This is a genomic window from Georgenia sp. X1117 (assembly GCF_057784635.1).
In genome coordinates, this window is record NZ_CM173492.1 from 3,108,936 (window position 1) to 3,123,631 (window position 14,696).

A 14,696-nucleotide genomic window follows, 5' to 3' on the forward strand; every position below is an offset into this window, starting at 1 on the left:
CCGGCCGGAACAACCGCGGCCCCGCCGATGCGCGCCACCGCCCCGCCGACGCGCGCCACCGACCCGGTCGGTGCCGCCACCGACGAGGCCGAGCGCCGACCGCCCGACCCGCACGACGTCCGGCTCGTCCCCGCTGCGCTGGCGACCTGGCTGGCCGTCGGGATCGGCCTGGGGACGCCGACGTGGGTCGGTGCCGTGGCCGCCGGGGTCTCCGGCGTCGGCGCCGTCCTTGCCGTGCGCGGGGCTCGGGTGACCGCCCGGCCCGTCGGCGTCCTGCTGCAGCTCGCGCTCGTCATGGGAGGCATCGCCGCGGGGGCAGCGGTGGTCACCCTGCACCACCTCGAGCGCAGCGACCAGCCCCTGTCGGTCCTCGCGGCGGACGGGTCGACCGTCGTCGTGCAGGGCACGGTCCTCACCGACCCCGACGACGCGCTGCGTGGCCATGTCCGCGTGCGCATCGACCTGATCGCCGCCGGCCCCCAGGACGAGGCTGCGCCGGCACCGGCCCGCGGGACGGTCATGGTCACCGCACCGCCCGGCGACGGGCGCCTGCGCATCGGTGAACGCATCGAGACCCACGGCGACGCCGTCGAGACCGGCCGCGCCGAGGAGGACCTGGCGATGATCTACGCCGACGAGCCCCCGGTGACCCTCGCCGCCCCCACCGGGGTGCTCGGCGCGATCGACGGGCTGCGCGAGGGACTGCGCACGGCGACGGCACCGCTGGACGCGCAGGCCCGCGGCCTGGTCCCCGGGATCGCGCTGGGCGACGACCGCGCGATGCCACCAGACCTTGAGGACGCCGCCCGCGTCACGGGCCTCACCCACCTCACCGCCGTCTCCGGGGCCCACGTGTCGCTCGTCCTGGCGGGGGTGATCGCCGTCGTCGGACGCGGGCGCCCGCGGCTGGCGGCGGTCGCCGGGGTGGCCGTCGTGCTCGCCCTGGTCGTCCTTGTGCGCCCCGAGCCCTCGGTGCTCCGCGCCGGAGCCACGGGCGCCGTCGTGCTCCTGGCCGGGCTGCTGGGGCGCCCCGCGCGGGCCCTGCCGGCGCTGTCGGTCGCCGTCGTCGTGCTCCTGCTGTCCGAACCGACCCTGGCCCGCTCCTACGGGCTCGTCCTGTCGGCCGCCGCCACGGCGGCGATCGTCGTGGGCGCCGAGCCGGTGGCGCGGATGTTCTCCCGCGGGGTGCCCCGGTGGCTCGCCCGCGGGCTCGCGGTGCCGGCCGTCGCCCAGCTCGCCTGCGGACCGGTGCTGGTCCTGCTCGACGCCCGCCTGGCCCTCACCGCGGTCCCTGCCAACCTGCTGGCCGGACCGGCCGTGCCCGGTGCGACGATGCTCGGCCTGGGGGCCGCGCTGGCCGCCCCCGTCTCGCCGGAGCTCGCCGAGCTGCTGGTGCGCGTGGCCTCCTGGCACACGGCCTGGATCGCCTGGGTGGCCCGCACGCTCGCCGCCGCCCCGGCGGCCACCGTGCCGTGGCCGGCCGGAGCCGTCGGGTTGGCGCTCATGGTCGCCGCGACCGTCGTCGTCGCCCTGCTGGCCGCCCGCTGGGTGACCACGGCCGTGCGCGTGCGGGCGCTCGTCGTCGTGGCGCTGCTGCCCGGCGCGGTGGGCGCGGTCCCTGTCCCGGTCGGCACCGGCTCGCCGCAGGGCTGGGCGGTGCTGCAGTGCGACGTCGGGCAGGCCTCGGCGCTGCTCGTGCGCACGGGGGAGACGTCCGCGGTGCTCGTCGACGCCGGCGAGGTCGACGGCCGGGCGGCGGTCTGCTTGCAGGAGGCGGGGATCGAGACCCTCGACGCGGTGGTCCTCACGCACGACCACGCCGACCACACCGGCGGGTTCGCGGCCGTCCTGGCCGTGGCGGAGGTGCGTGAGGTGGTGGTCCCTGCCGTCGAGGGGCCGAGCCCCGCAGAGGACGCCGCGGCGGCGCTCGCCGCGCACGGCGGTGACGCCCAGGTGCGGGAGGTGGTCGCCGGTCAGCGGCTGGACTGGCCCGGGGTGGGTGCCACGGTGCTGCACCCGCGCGCGGGCGCCCGGGCCTCGCCGGACAGCTCCTCCTCCGTGAACGAGAGCTCGGTCGCCCTGCTCATCGAGGTACCCCGGGGCGAGGAGGTACTCACGGTCCTCGTGGCCGGCGACCTCGAGGAGGCCGGGCAGCGGCGTCTCACGCGCGCGCTCGGCCAGCACGGGGCCGCCTCGGACGGCGTCGACGTCGTCGTGGTGCCGCACCACGGCTCGGGCAACCTCCACCCGGGGCTCGCGACCGCGACCCGGCCCGCCGTGGCCCTGGTGTCCGCGGGGCAGGACAACGACCACGGGCACCCGGCCCCGCGGACGCTCGAGCTCTGGTCCGGGACCGGGGCACGGGTGGCGCGCGCCGACGAGTGCGGGCACATCTGGCTCGTGCCCGGACGCGGGGGCGCGCTCACGCTCGTGGGCTGCGACTGAGCCCGGGCAGGACGGGGGAGCGCTGTCCACCGCGCACCGGGCGGGTCCCGTGGCCCCGCGGATAACGTGGACGCACGCACCGGAGCGGGAGCGGTCGAGCGAGAACCCCGAGGGGGCCCAGATGACACGGACGCAGACGGCAGCCGCCGCGGCGGTCGGTGCTCTCCTGGCCGTCCTCGTGCTCCTCGGCCTGGTCACCGGGGCCGTCGGTCACCGCATCGGCATCGACCTCACCTCGGGTGCCCACCTGCCCGACGCCGACCCGCCCGGCACCGCACCCGGCGAGCGTGACGACACCTCCGCCCCCACCGGGCCGCAGGACGCCCCCGACCCCGAGGTCTTCGACCACGGCGACGGCGCCCCGGGCATCTTCACCGGCGCCCCCGGGGAGTGCCTGGTCGACCCCTCCGACACGCGGGTCGTGCCCTGCGACCACCCCCACCGGGCGGAGATCTACTACACCTTCACGCTCGAGGGCGACGAGTACCCGGGCGAGGACGGCATGGACACAGACCTGTGCCTCGAGATGTTCGGCGCCTACGTCGGCACCACCCCCGAGGCGAGCGGCTACGGGCTGACCTGGCTCGTCCCGAGCGAGAGCTCGTGGTCCGAGGCCGGGGACCGCGAGGTCATCTGCCTGCTCACCACCGAGGAGCCCGCCACCGGTTCCGCCTATCGCTCGGCGCAGCTCATCGCCTGATCACCGGTGCCGTCGATACCGTCGATCCCGCATGATGGCGGTCCAGAACGGCGTCGGGGAGATCTCACGGGGGAGGACTTCCCTCCGCGTCGCCGCGGGATTCGCGACAGATCCCGCTAACGTCTCGCTGCAGCACCGCCCCCCGGTGCGGTGGCCGAACGGCTTCATCCAACGAAAGTGGAGGACACCATGAAGCGCACGAACACTCTCGCCAGCCGCAAGCTCGCGGCCGTCGCGACGCTCCCCTTCCTCGCGCTCGGACTGGCCGCGTGCGGCGAGGACGAGCCGATCGCCCCGGAGGAGGGCGAGACCACGGAGACCCCGCCGGAGGACGGGTCGGACGACGACACCGACACCGACGGCGGTACCGGCACCGACGGCGACACCGACACCGAGGGCGGCGACACCGAGACCGACGGTGGCGACGAGACCGACGGTGGCGACGAGACCGACGGTGGTACGGACACCGACACCGACACCGAGGGTGAGGACGGCGCGACCGGCGGCGGCGCGGGTGGCGACCTCTCGGAGTTCGACAACGGCGAGGGTGCGCCCGGCGTGTTCACCGCCAACCCCGGCGAGTGCCTCGACAGCACCGTCGCGGACGAGATCATCAACTGCGACGAGGAGCACGACCTCGAGGTCTTCTACACCTTCAACATCGAGGGTGACGAGTTCCCGGGTGAGGAGGCCATCCAGGAGGAGATCACGGTCTGCGAGGAGCAGTTCGAGGCCTACGTCGGGGCCCCCGCGTCCGGGTCGGAGTACGGGCTCTACGCGCTCTACCCCTCGCAGTCGACCTGGGACCAGGCCGGCGACACCGAGGTGATCTGCATGCTCGAGTCCACCTCCCCGGTCACCGGCAGCGGCTACCAGAGCGGCAGCTGAGCCGGCGGGACCACGTCCCGCGGCAGCGACCCGGGCCTCGCCCGGCGGTAAAGGACCGGGGACCTGTCCCGTCGCAACAACCGGGGCTGCGGCATCCCGGCCGCAGCAGCACGACGACGAAGGGCCGGCGCATCGCGCCGGCCCTTCGGCGTGCCCGGGTCAGGTGGGCCATGCCCGGGTCAGGAGTTTCGTGCCCGGGGCAGGCGTCCTGGAGCGGGCTCTCATCACCGTCTCACCGTCCGGGCGGAACAGTGTTCGTACTGTCCCGGCACGGCGCCGCGTAACCTGTCACGCCGACGCCGGAGCCGCCGGCCGACGAAGGGACTCTCGATGCCTCGATCTTCCGCACGGATGCGGCGCCGTCGCGTGGGTGCGACGAGCGCGCTCGTGCTCGCCGGACTGGCCCTCGCGGCGTGCGGGCGGACGACGGACGACGGCGCCGGGTCCTCCGGCAGCGACGGCACGGAGGACGTGACGATCGCTCCGGTGGAGACACCCAGCGCGGAGACGCCCACCGCCCAGGATGACTCCGAGCAGGAGAGCAGCACCGGTCTGCCCACGCGCGAGCCCGAGGTCGACCTCTCCGACTTCGACACCGGCCGGCCCGTCGAGGGATCGGACGGGGTGTTCACGGCCGACCCCGGCCAGTGCCTCGAGGACCCCGAACCGGGCCCGCGCGTGTCCTGCGACGAGGAGCACGGTGCCGAGGTCTTCTACACCTTCAACCTCCCCGACGGGGACTACCCGGGCGACGACGTCGTCTCGGACGAGGCCACCTCGCGGTGCGGGTCCCAGCTCGAGGCCTACCTCGGTGGACCGGCCGCCGAGGGCGGGTTCACCGTCGAGGCGCTGACCCCCTCCGAGGAGACCTGGGACGACGACGGCGACACCGAGGTCCTGTGCCTCATCGTCGGCGGGGACGAGGAGGAGTCGGCCTTCCAGTCGCTGTCCTGACCGGGCCGGTGGACCGGCTCGGCGCACCGTCACCGGCCCGTGGCAGGCTGGGCCCGTGCCCGCCCGCCGCTCCGCCGCCCCCACCTGGGAGACCGTCGGACCCGCCGCCGTCGTGCTCGTCCGCGGGCCGGAGGCCGTGCTCGCCGAACGGGCCGAGCAGTCCGTCGTCAGCCAGGTCCGCGAGCGGGACCCCGACGTCGAGATCACCCGGATCGAGGCGGCCGCCTACGAGAAGGGCCGCCTCGCCCTGCTGACGAGCGCCTCCCTGTTCGGGGAGCCGCGGCTCGTGCACGTCGAGCACCTCGAGGCGATGACGGACGCCCTCCTCGAGGACGCGCTGGCCTACCTCGAGGACCCGGCCGACGACGTCGTGCTGCTGCTGCGCCACCAGAGCGGGACCCGGGGAAAGAAGCTGCTCGACGCCGTGGAGAAGGCCGGGTACCCCGTCGTGCGGTGCGAGGCGCTCAAGCGGGACTCGGACAAGGCCGAGCTCGTGCGGGCGGACGTGCGGCGGGCGCGCGGGCGCATCGAGCCGGCCGCGGTCACCGACCTGGTCGACGCGCTGGGCTCCGACGTCGCCGAGCTGGCCTCCTCCGTCGCGCAGCTGCTCGCCGACTCGGGCGGGGAGATCACGGCCGACCAGGTCCGCCGCTTCCACGCCGGACGCGTCGAGGCGACCGGCTTCGAGGTGGCCGACGCCGCGATCGCCGGCCGGCACGGACAGGCCGTGGCGCTGCTGAGGCACGCGGTCGCCACCGGCACCGGGCCGGTGCCCGTCGTGGCGGCCCTGGCCAGCAAGCTGCGGACCATGGCGATCGTCTCGGCCTCCCGTGGCGGCGGGGCGCCCAAGGGACTGGCGCCCTGGCAGGTCGACCGGGCCCGGCGCGACCTCACGGCGTGGACGCCGCACGGCCTGGCGGCCGCGATCGGTGCCGTGGCCGCGGCCGACGCCGAGGTCAAGGGTCTGTCCCGGGACCCCGTCTTCGCCACCGAGCGCGCGATCCACCGCATCGTCCGGGCGCGCAACCACTAGCTGTTCTGTCCACGGACGTTAGGTACGGCGTGGCTGCTAGACGATGACGAAGACCTCCGGGTGAGGTGTGAAGCGACCAAGCATTCGCATCTCACAAACCGGAGGCCTTCGTGTCCCACGCTAACGCTCGATTAACCCCTGCTGGTCGGTTGCGACTGGCCCAGCTCGTCGTTGACAAGGGATGGACGCTGGCCCGTGCTGCCGAGCGGTGGAACTGCTCGGTGACCACGGCCAGGAGGTGGGCCGATCGGTACCTGGCCGAGGGCCGCGCCGGCTTGGTAGATCGATCCTCCCGGCCGGCTCTCTCGCCCCATCGGACCGCGACCCGTGTCGAGCGGCGCGTGATCGGGCTGCGGGTCTCGCGGCGCTGGGGGCCGGCTCGGATCGCCTACCGATTGCGGATGGCGGTTTCCACGGTGCACAAGATCCTGCGCCGCTACGCCTGCCCGCCGCTGGCCTGGACCGACCCGGCCACCGGGGTCCGGATCAAGTGGTCCCGGCGCAAGGTCAACAGCTATGTCCACGACGCGCCCGGCGACCTGGTCCATGTCGACATCAAGAAGCTCGGCAAGATCCCCGACGGCGGCGGCCACAGGGTGCTGGGCAGGGCAGTCGGACGGAAGAACACCAAGCGCGGCAAGATCGGCTACTGGTACATCCACAACGCCGTCGACGACCACAGCCGGCTCGGCTACAGCGAGCTGCTCACCGACGAACGCAAGGAGACCGCCGCCGCATTCTGGCAGCGTGCCAACGCCTACTTCGCCTCGGTCGGGGTCACCGTCCAGCGGGTACTGACCGACAACGGCGCCTGCTACCGCTCCCGGACCTTCGCCAACGCCCTCGGCGAGACCATCGCGCACAAACGAACCCGGCCCTACCGCCCCCAGACCAACGGGAAGGTGGAGAGGTTCAACCGCACCCTCCTCGAGGAATGGGCCTACGTCAGGCCCTACTCCTCCGAGTCAGACCGTGCTGGAAGCTTCACCGACTGGCTCCACACCTACAATCACCACCGCGGTCACACCGCACTCGGCGGCAGATCACCAGCCGACCTCGTACCCAACCTGCGTGGACACAACAACTAGCCGTTCATGTCGTGGCGGCACGCGGGCCGGCCCCGACGCACCGAGTAGGTTGACCCGGCATGTCCATCGACGACGCACCACGAAGGGACGCCCGATGACCGACTCCAGCGCGGGAGGGTCCGGCCCCGGGGACGGCTCCAGCGGCACCCTGACCCGCTCCGAGCGGCTGGACCGGCTGCCGTTCACCCGTCGGCACGGTCGCCTGCTCACCGGTTCGGGCATCGGCTGGGCGCTGGACGCGATGGACGTCGGGATGATCTCCTTCGTCATCGCCGCCCTGGCCCGCGAGTGGGACCTGAGCGACGGCCAGATCAGCCTGGCGATCTCCATGGGCTTCGCCGGGATGGCCGTCGGCGCCTCCTTCGGCGGACTGCTGGCCGACAAGATCGGCCGGCGCACGGTCTTCGCCCTCACGCTGCTCGTCTACGGGCTGGCCACCGGGGCCTCGGCCCTGGCGACGTCCCTGGCGCTGTTCGTGGTGCTGCGCTTCATCGTCGGGCTGGGGCTCGGCTCGGAGCTGCCCGTGGCCTCGACCCTGGTCTCCGAGTACTCCCCGGCGCGCATCCGGGGCCGCGTCATCGTCATCCTCGAGGCCTTCTGGGCCGTGGGCTGGCTCCTGGCCGCAGTCATCGGCTACCTGGTCGTCGCCGACCAGGAGGGCGGGTGGCGCTGGGCGCTGGCACTGGGCGCGGTCCCGGCGGTGTTCGCCCTGTACGTGCGGGCCCGCATCCCCGAGTCGGTGCGCTACCTCGAGTCGCGCGGGCGCCACGGGGCGGCCGAGCGCGCCGTCCGAGCCTTCGAGAGCTCGCCGCCGCTCGGCGGGGGCGGGACCGGGCAGGTGCGGGCCTCGGCCGCCATCGTCGAGCCCGAGGCGAGCCCGGAGGACGAGCAGCTCCGGCCCGGCGTGGCCTCGCTGTTCGTGGGCCGGCTCCGGCGTCGGACGATCGGCCTGTGGATGGCATGGTTCTTCCTCAACTTCGCCTACTACGGCGCCTTCACCTGGCTGCCGACGATCCTCAGCGCCGACGGCGGCTCGCTGACGAGGTCCTTCGGGTACGTCGTCATCATCACCCTCGCCCAGCTCCCCGGGTACGCAGTGGCGGCCGTCCTCATCGAGGTCTGGGGCCGCCGGGCGACGCTGGCCTCCTTCCTCGTCGGCTCGGGCGTGGCCGCGGGCCTGTTCGCGCTCGCCGAGGAGCCGTGGGAGATCATCGCCGCCGGCTGCGTGCTGTCCTTCTTCTGCCTGGGCGCCTGGGGCGCGCTGTACGCGGTCACCCCGGAGATGTACCCCACCGTGGTGCGTGGCTCGGGGGCGGGCTGGGCGGCCGGCTTCGGACGCATCGCCTCCATCGTCGCCCCCTTCGCCGTACCGTTGTTCCTCAGGGCCGGCGGCGCCCCGCTGGCGTTCGCCGTCTTCGCGGCGGCCTTCGCGCTCGCCGCGGTCGGGGCACTGCTGCTGACGGAGAAGCGCGGCCAGGCCCTGGAGTAGACCGCGAGGACAAGGAGGTGGGCGTGCCGGAGGCCGACGATCCGGTCGGCGGGGAGCGCTCCCCGCGCGATGCACGCGACGTTCACCCGTCGGACACCAGAATCGGGGGTGTGCGCAGCCGACCGGTCACCCGTGGTGGCGATCGTGGCCCGATGCGCGTCGCGATCGTCACCGAGTCGTTCATCCCGTCGACCAACGGCGTGACGAACTCCGTGCTGCGGGTCCTGGACCACCTCCGCCTGCGCGGCCACGAGGCGATCGTGGTCTGCCCCGGTCCGGCGCCGCGCCAGTACAACGGGTTCCCCGTCGTCACCGTCCCCTCCTTCAAGTACGGCGGGCTGCAGGTGGGGCTCGTCTCCTCCTCGATCTCGCGGATCCTCGACGCCTTCGACCCGCACGTCCTGCACGCCGCCGCCCCCTTCGGCCTGGGCGCGCAGGCGGTCACCGAGGCGCGCTGGCGGGGGATCCCCACCGTGGCGATCTTCCAGACTGACGTCGCCGGCTTCGCCCGCAAGCACGGGCTGGCCGCGACCTCGCCGGCCATCTGGCGGTGGCTGCGCACCGTGCACAACATGGCCGACGTGACGCTGGCCCCCTCGCAGCCCACGATCAGGGACCTCGAGGACAACGGCATCGAGCGGGTCCGGGAGTGGAGCCGGGGCGTCGACGCCGTCCTGTACCACCCCCGCCGCCGCACGACCGCGCAGGTCGGGGCGCTGCGGGCGCGCCTGCTCGACGGCGCGCCGGAGGGTGCCGCGGTCGTGGGCTACATCGGCCGGCTGGCATCGGAGAAGCGCGTCGAGCGGCTCGCCGCCCTGGCCGGTCGGCGCGACGTGCGCCTGCTCATCGTCGGCGACGGCCCCTCGCGACCCTCGCTCGAGCGGGCCCTCGGCGACTCCGCGCTGTTCACCGGGCGACTCTCGGGCGACGAGCTGGCCGACGCGTACGCCGCCCTGGACGTCTTCGTCCACACGGGCATCCACGAGACCTTCGGGCAGACGCTGCAGGAGGCCATGGCCAGCGGCGTCCCGGTCGTCGCGCCGGCCTCCGGTGGGCCGCTCGACATCGTCGCGGTGGGGGAGACCGGCTACCTCTACGGGGCCGAGGACGACGCCGGGCTCGTGGCGCACGTGGCCCGGCTCGCGGCGGACCCCGCGCTGCGCGCCCGGATGGGCGAGGCGGGCCGGCGTCGGGTGCTGCCGCGCTCGTGGGAGGCGCTCGGCGACCAGCTGCTCGGGCACTACGCCGACGCCGTCGACGGGCACATGCAGGCGCCGCGCCAGTCGCGACGCCTGGCCGATCTGTTCCGCTAGGCGCGCCGGCAGCCGCCACCGGTGCCAGCTGCCGGGAACGACGAAAGGGCCCCCGTCAGGGGGCCCTTGTCGACCGTCGTCACGCCGCCCGGCGGCGGGAGCGGCTCAGAGAGCGGAGACCTGCTTGGCGAGCTTCGACTTGCGGTTCGCGGCCTGGTTGGCGTGGATGACGCCCTTCGAGGCGGCCTTGTCGAGCTTGCGACCGGCCACGGCGAGGGTGGCGCCGGCCTGGTCCTTGTCGCCCGCGGCGATGGCCTCACGGACGCGACGCACGTGGGTGCGGAGCTCGGCCTTGACGGCCTTGTTGCGGGCGCGGGCCTTCTCGTTGGTGAGGTTGCGCTTCTTCTGCGACTTGATGTTCGCCACGGATGAGATCCTTCGGTCGATGTGGTGCGTGCCCGCCGCGGCGGGAGTACTGACGATCGGTCGGGGCGCCACGGGCACCGGGGTGCCGCTCGGAGCGCCGGTCGGCACCACGGGGTGGTCCCGACACAGCGGTCCAGGCTACCAGCGGGGCGCCACCGAGTCAGCGGTGCTCAGTACCTCGACTCAAGGGCATCGGTCACACGTCCGAAGTGCTCGCGGTCCAGCGCGGCGCCCTCGCGGCGCACCGAACCGTCGGGCAGCCGCAGCAGCCGGTCGAGGCGGACCTCGGACTCCCGGCCCTGGGAGTCCCAGTCGCCCGTGCCGACGTCGATCCACGACCGGCCGTGCCGGTCGGTGTGGACGCCGCCGTCGGCGCGGTCCTTGGAGGTCATCTGCGCGCCGAGCACGCCGCCGTCGAGCCGGGCCAGGACGAGCACCGGCCGGTCCTTGCCCTGTCCGTCGTCCTCGTCGTAGGGCACCCACGCCCACACGACCTCGCCGGGGTCGGGACGCTCGTCCTCCCGCGGGGAGTAGGTCAGCTCGGGGAGGCCGGCCGAGGTGTCGAACTCGGTGACGACGTCGAGCCGGCGCTGCTCGGCCCGCCCGACGTCGAGGGGGCTCGGGTGCCCGCCACCGCTGTGCCGCCCGCCGTCGGGACCGGACCCGGACCGGGTCGACCCGCCCTGCCGACCGGAGCCGCGGGAGCGGTCGGACGAGCCCCCGCGCAGGGCGTCCCGGACGCCGGACTGGAGGCGGCGGCGCCCCTGGCGGGTGACGTCGGAGACGACCGAGCGGGCGAGACGTCCGAGACGGTTGACGATGCTCATGACCCCAGACGATACGGGCGCGGGCACGCGCTGCACCTACGATCGCAGCATGAGCGACCTCTTCGACGGCTACCCACCGGGCCTCGCCTGGGACGAGATGATCGCCGACGGTCAGGTCAACGCCCCGTACCGCCCCGTGCACGAGGCGCTGACCGGGCTCAGCGCCGAGGAGCTCGCCGCCCGCGCGGACTCCCTGGCCCGCAGCTACCTCGCCCAGGGCATCACCTTCGACGTCGGGGGCGAGGAGCGGCCCTTCCCGCTGGACGCGGTGCCGCGCGTGGTGGCCGCCGACGAGTGGGACCGGCTGGCCCCCGGGGTGGCGCAGCGCGTCAAGGCGCTGGAGTCCTTCCTCGACGACGTCTACACCGACCAGCGGGTGATCGACGAGGGCGTGATCCCGCGCCGCGTCGTGGTCACCTCCGAGCACTTCGCCCGGGCCGCCATGGGCTTCCGTCCGCCCGGCGGGGTGCGGGTGCACGTCTCCGGCGTCGACGTCGTGCGGGACTCCGCCGAGGGCTGGCGCGTGCTCGAGGACAACGTGCGGGTGCCGTCCGGGGTGAGCTACGTGCTGTCGAACCGGCGGGCGATGACGCAGTCCTTCCCCGAGCTGTTCGCCTCGCTGCGCGTGCGCCCGGTGGTCGACTATCCGCGGCGCCTGCTCGGTGCGCTCACCGCAACGGCGCCCGAGGGCGTCGACGACCCCACCGTCGTGGTGCTCACGCCGGGCGTGTACAACTCCGCCTACTTCGAGCACTCCCTGCTGGCCCGGCTCATGGGCGTCGAGCTGGTGGAGGGGCGCGACCTGTTCGTCGCCGGCGGCAGGGTCTACATGCGCACGACCTCGGGGCGCCGACGGGTCGACGTCATCTACCGGCGCGTGGACGACGACTTCCTCGACCCGGTCGCCTTCCGCTCGGACTCGCTGCTGGGCTGCCCGGGGATCATGTCCGTGGCGCGGGCCGGGCACGTCACCGTCGCCAACGCGGTGGGCAACGGCGTCGCCGACGACAAGCTCGTCTACACCTACATGCCCGACCTCATCCGCTTCTACCTGGGCGAGGAGCCGCTGCTGAAGAACGTCGACACCTGGCGGCTGGAGGAGCCCGAGTCGCTGGCCGAGGTGCTCGACCGCCTCGACGAGCTCGTCGTCAAGCCCGTCGACGGCTCGGGCGGCAAGGGCATCATCATCGGCCCCCAGGCCACGCGCGAGGAGATCGACGCCGCACGGCGCCGGCTGCGGGCCGACCCGCGCGGCTGGATCGCGCAGCCGGTCGTCCAGCTCTCCACCGTGCCCACGCTCGTGGACGGCCGGGCCCGGCCGCGGCACGTGGACCTGCGGCCCTTCGCGGTGCACGACGGCGAGGAGGTCTTCGTCCTGCCGGGCGGGCTCACGCGGGTGGCACTGCAGGAGGGCCAGCTCGTCGTCAACTCCTCCCAGGGCGGCGGCTCGAAGGACACCTGGGTGGTGGGGAAGCGCCCCCGGACGGTGCGGCCGGCGCCCGACGTCGATGCCGACGAGCCCGAGGTGCGTCCCGTGCCGCAGGGCGTCCCGCTCGCCTCGGACCGGGAGAGCGCCGTGCGCGTCCAGCACGAGCAGCAGCAGCAGAGCGCGGCCCGGCCGGGCGGCGGGGGCGACGGCCGGACAGGCGACGTCGGCCGAAGAGGCGACGGCCGGAGAGGCGACGGCCGGAGAGGCGACGACGGCGCACCCCCCGCCGCCCCGGACGCCGACGAGGCCGAGGAGGTGGCCACGTGCTGAGCCGCATCGCCGAGTCGCTGTTCTGGATCGGCCGCTACGTCGAGCGGGGCGACGCGACCGCCCGCCTGCTCGACACGCACCTGCAGCTGCTGCTCGAGGACCCGTGGGTCGACGAGGACACCGCCTGCCGGGCGCTCCTGGCGATCATGGGGCAGACCACCGACCCGGACGAGGAGATCGCGCGTCGCGACGTCCTCGACCGCCTCGCCTACGACCGGACCTCGCCGGCCTCGATCGCCGGGACCGTCTGGTCCGCGCGCGAGAGCGCGAGGCGGGCGCGCGAGACCGTCTCCTCGGAGCTGTGGGAGGTCCTCAACCACACGCACAACTCCCAGCGCGACATGGCGCTGCTGCGCTCGGCGCACGACTACTTCGCCTGGGTGCGCCAGCGCAGCGCGATCGTCGCCGGCCTCGTCGACTCGACGATGAGCCGCGGCGAGACGTGGAGCTTCCTCGTCCTGGGCCGCTCGCTCGAGCGCGCCGACATGACCGCGCGGCTGGTGGCCTCCCGGGCCGTGACCACGGCGGGCGCGCCGGACTGGACCACGCTGCTGCGCTCGACGGGCGCCTTCGAGGCGTTCCTGCGCTCCACCCGCGGGCGTGCCGGCGACCGGCAGGCCGCGCAGTTCCTGCTCATCGACCGGCTCTTCCCGCGCTCCGTCGTGCACTCCCTGGACCAGGCCGAACGGTGCCTGGTCGAGCTGCGCAGCACGATCGGCGAGCAGGTGGCCGTGCCCGACGAGGCGGGCCGGATCCTCGGCCGGGCGCGCTCGCGCATCGAGTACATGGCGATGAGCGACCTGCAGGACAACCTCCTCGAGGAGATGGAGGAGGTCCAGGTGGCCTGCCAGCGGGCGGCGGACGCCGTGCGGTCGAAGTTCTTCGTCGGCGAGCCCGCCGCCTGGAAGGGGGAGAGCGCATGAGCGTCATCCGCGTCGTCCACCGCACGACCTTCACCTACGACCACCCGGTCATGGCGTCCTACAACGAGGTGCGCATGCGGCCGGCCGCGCTCCCGGGGCAGCGCGTGCTCGACACCGAGCTGCACGTCGCCGCGGCGACCCACATGTCGAGCTACACCGACTACTTCGGCACGCTCGTCGACGTCGTCGAGGTGCTCTCCCCGCACGACATGCTCACGGTGCGCGCCGAGTGCGTCGTCGAGCGCGACCCGGTCCAGATGTTCGACGGCGCCGGGTGGGACGAGGTGCGGCGCCCCGAGGTCGTCGACGAGCTCGGGGAGTGGCTCCAGCCCGCGCCCGTCACCGACCCGCCCGAGGACCTGGCGCGGTTCGCGAGCGAGGTCGCGGCGTCGACCGACCCGCAGTCCGCGGCGATCGCCGTCTGCCAGCACATCGGCGACCGGGTGGAGTACCAGGGCGGGGTGACCTCCGTGCACGGGTACGCGGCGGACGCGTGGCGGGAGGGCAAGGGCGTGTGCCAGGACATCACGCACCTGGCCGTCGGCGCGCTGCGCTCCATCGGCATCCCGGCGCGGTACGTGTCGGGCTACATCCATCCCGCCGACGCCCCCGCGGGCGAGCCCGTGCTGGGGGAGTCGCACGCCTGGGTGGAGTTCTCCACCGGGCGGTGGACGCAGTACGACCCGACGAACCGGACCGAGGTCGGGGAGCTGCACGTGCGGGTCGCGCACGGACGCAGCTACGCCGACGTCTCACCGCTGCGCGGCGTCTACTCCGGCGGAGGGACCTCGAAGCAGTCCGTCGAGGTGCGCACGACCCGCGAGGCGTAGCCGGCGGCCGGGTGCGGCGGTTGCGCAGCGCGGAGTGACCGGGGCCCGCCCGGGGTGACCGGGGCCCGCCCGGGGTGACCG

At 74.2% G+C, this 14,696-nt stretch carries 13 protein-coding genes; 11 read left to right on the forward strand and 2 right to left on the reverse strand.

What is annotated here, in order from left to right:
- Positions 1-27: 27 nt before the first annotated feature.
- The 8 genes from AC3D3D_RS14380 to AC3D3D_RS14415 all read left to right on the forward strand — a co-directional run bounded on the left by AC3D3D_RS14380 (position 28) and on the right by AC3D3D_RS14415 (position 9,910).
- Positions 28-2,445: a ComEC/Rec2 family competence protein gene (locus AC3D3D_RS14380; protein WP_463663278.1), complete on the forward strand. Its 2,418-nt coding sequence runs from the start codon at positions 28-30 to the stop codon at positions 2,443-2,445.
- A 121-nt stretch (positions 2,446-2,566) separates the two neighbouring features.
- Positions 2,567-3,145, forward strand: coding sequence for a septum formation family protein (locus AC3D3D_RS14385; protein ID WP_463663279.1), 579 nt, complete (start codon positions 2,567-2,569; stop codon positions 3,143-3,145).
- Between the two features lie 189 nt (positions 3,146-3,334).
- Positions 3,335-4,033 (forward strand): septum formation family protein, encoded by a 699-nt coding sequence (locus AC3D3D_RS14390; RefSeq protein WP_463663280.1) that lies wholly within the window; start codon positions 3,335-3,337, stop codon positions 4,031-4,033.
- A 330-nt stretch (positions 4,034-4,363) separates the two neighbouring features.
- Complete coding sequence (locus AC3D3D_RS14395) at positions 4,364-4,987, forward strand: septum formation family protein (protein ID WP_463663281.1); 624 nt, start codon at positions 4,364-4,366, stop codon at positions 4,985-4,987.
- A gap of 55 nt (positions 4,988-5,042) precedes the next feature.
- Positions 5,043-6,020 (forward strand): DNA polymerase III subunit delta, encoded by a 978-nt coding sequence (gene holA, locus AC3D3D_RS14400; protein WP_463663282.1) that lies wholly within the window; start codon positions 5,043-5,045, stop codon positions 6,018-6,020.
- 110 nt (positions 6,021-6,130) lie between these two features.
- Entirely contained in the window at positions 6,131-7,108 is a 978-nt protein-coding gene (locus AC3D3D_RS14405; RefSeq protein WP_488511924.1) for an IS481 family transposase, read from the forward strand.
- Between the two features lie 94 nt (positions 7,109-7,202).
- On the forward strand, positions 7,203-8,597 hold the full coding sequence (locus AC3D3D_RS14410) for an MFS transporter (protein ID WP_463662503.1): 1,395 nt from the start codon (positions 7,203-7,205) through the stop codon (positions 8,595-8,597).
- Positions 8,598-8,749: 152 nt separating this feature from the next.
- A complete protein-coding gene (locus AC3D3D_RS14415) occupies positions 8,750-9,910 on the forward strand; it encodes a glycosyltransferase family 4 protein (RefSeq protein ID WP_463662502.1) in 1,161 nt (386 codons plus the stop codon).
- Between the two features lie 105 nt (positions 9,911-10,015).
- Here AC3D3D_RS14415 and rpsT read toward each other — a convergent pair whose 3' ends face one another.
- Entirely contained in the window at positions 10,016-10,276 is a 261-nt protein-coding gene (gene rpsT / locus AC3D3D_RS14420) for a 30S ribosomal protein S20 (protein ID WP_463662501.1), read from the reverse strand.
- A 170-nt stretch (positions 10,277-10,446) separates the two neighbouring features.
- On the reverse strand, positions 10,447-11,103 hold the full coding sequence (locus AC3D3D_RS14425) for a type II toxin-antitoxin system PemK/MazF family toxin (RefSeq protein WP_463662500.1): 657 nt from the start codon (positions 11,101-11,103) through the stop codon (positions 10,447-10,449).
- A gap of 49 nt (positions 11,104-11,152) precedes the next feature.
- Here AC3D3D_RS14425 and AC3D3D_RS14430 point away from each other — a divergent pair, with 49 nt between their 5' ends.
- Genes AC3D3D_RS14430 through AC3D3D_RS14440 form a run of 3 tightly spaced genes read left to right on the forward strand, consistent with a single transcriptional unit; the run spans position 11,153 to position 14,615 of the window.
- Positions 11,153-12,862: a circularly permuted type 2 ATP-grasp protein gene (locus tag AC3D3D_RS14430; protein WP_463662499.1), complete on the forward strand. Its 1,710-nt coding sequence runs from the start codon at positions 11,153-11,155 to the stop codon at positions 12,860-12,862.
- Positions 12,856-13,785, forward strand: a complete 930-nt coding sequence (locus AC3D3D_RS14435; protein ID WP_463662498.1) for an alpha-E domain-containing protein — start codon at positions 12,856-12,858, stop codon at positions 13,783-13,785. The genes AC3D3D_RS14430 and AC3D3D_RS14435 overlap by 7 nt, the downstream gene beginning before the upstream one ends.
- Positions 13,782-14,615 carry a transglutaminase family protein gene (locus tag AC3D3D_RS14440; protein ID WP_463662497.1) on the forward strand — a complete coding sequence of 278 codons (834 nt, stop codon included), beginning with the start codon at positions 13,782-13,784 and terminating at the stop codon, positions 14,613-14,615. The genes AC3D3D_RS14435 and AC3D3D_RS14440 overlap by 4 nt, the downstream gene beginning before the upstream one ends.
- Positions 14,616-14,696: the final 81 nt, after the last annotated feature.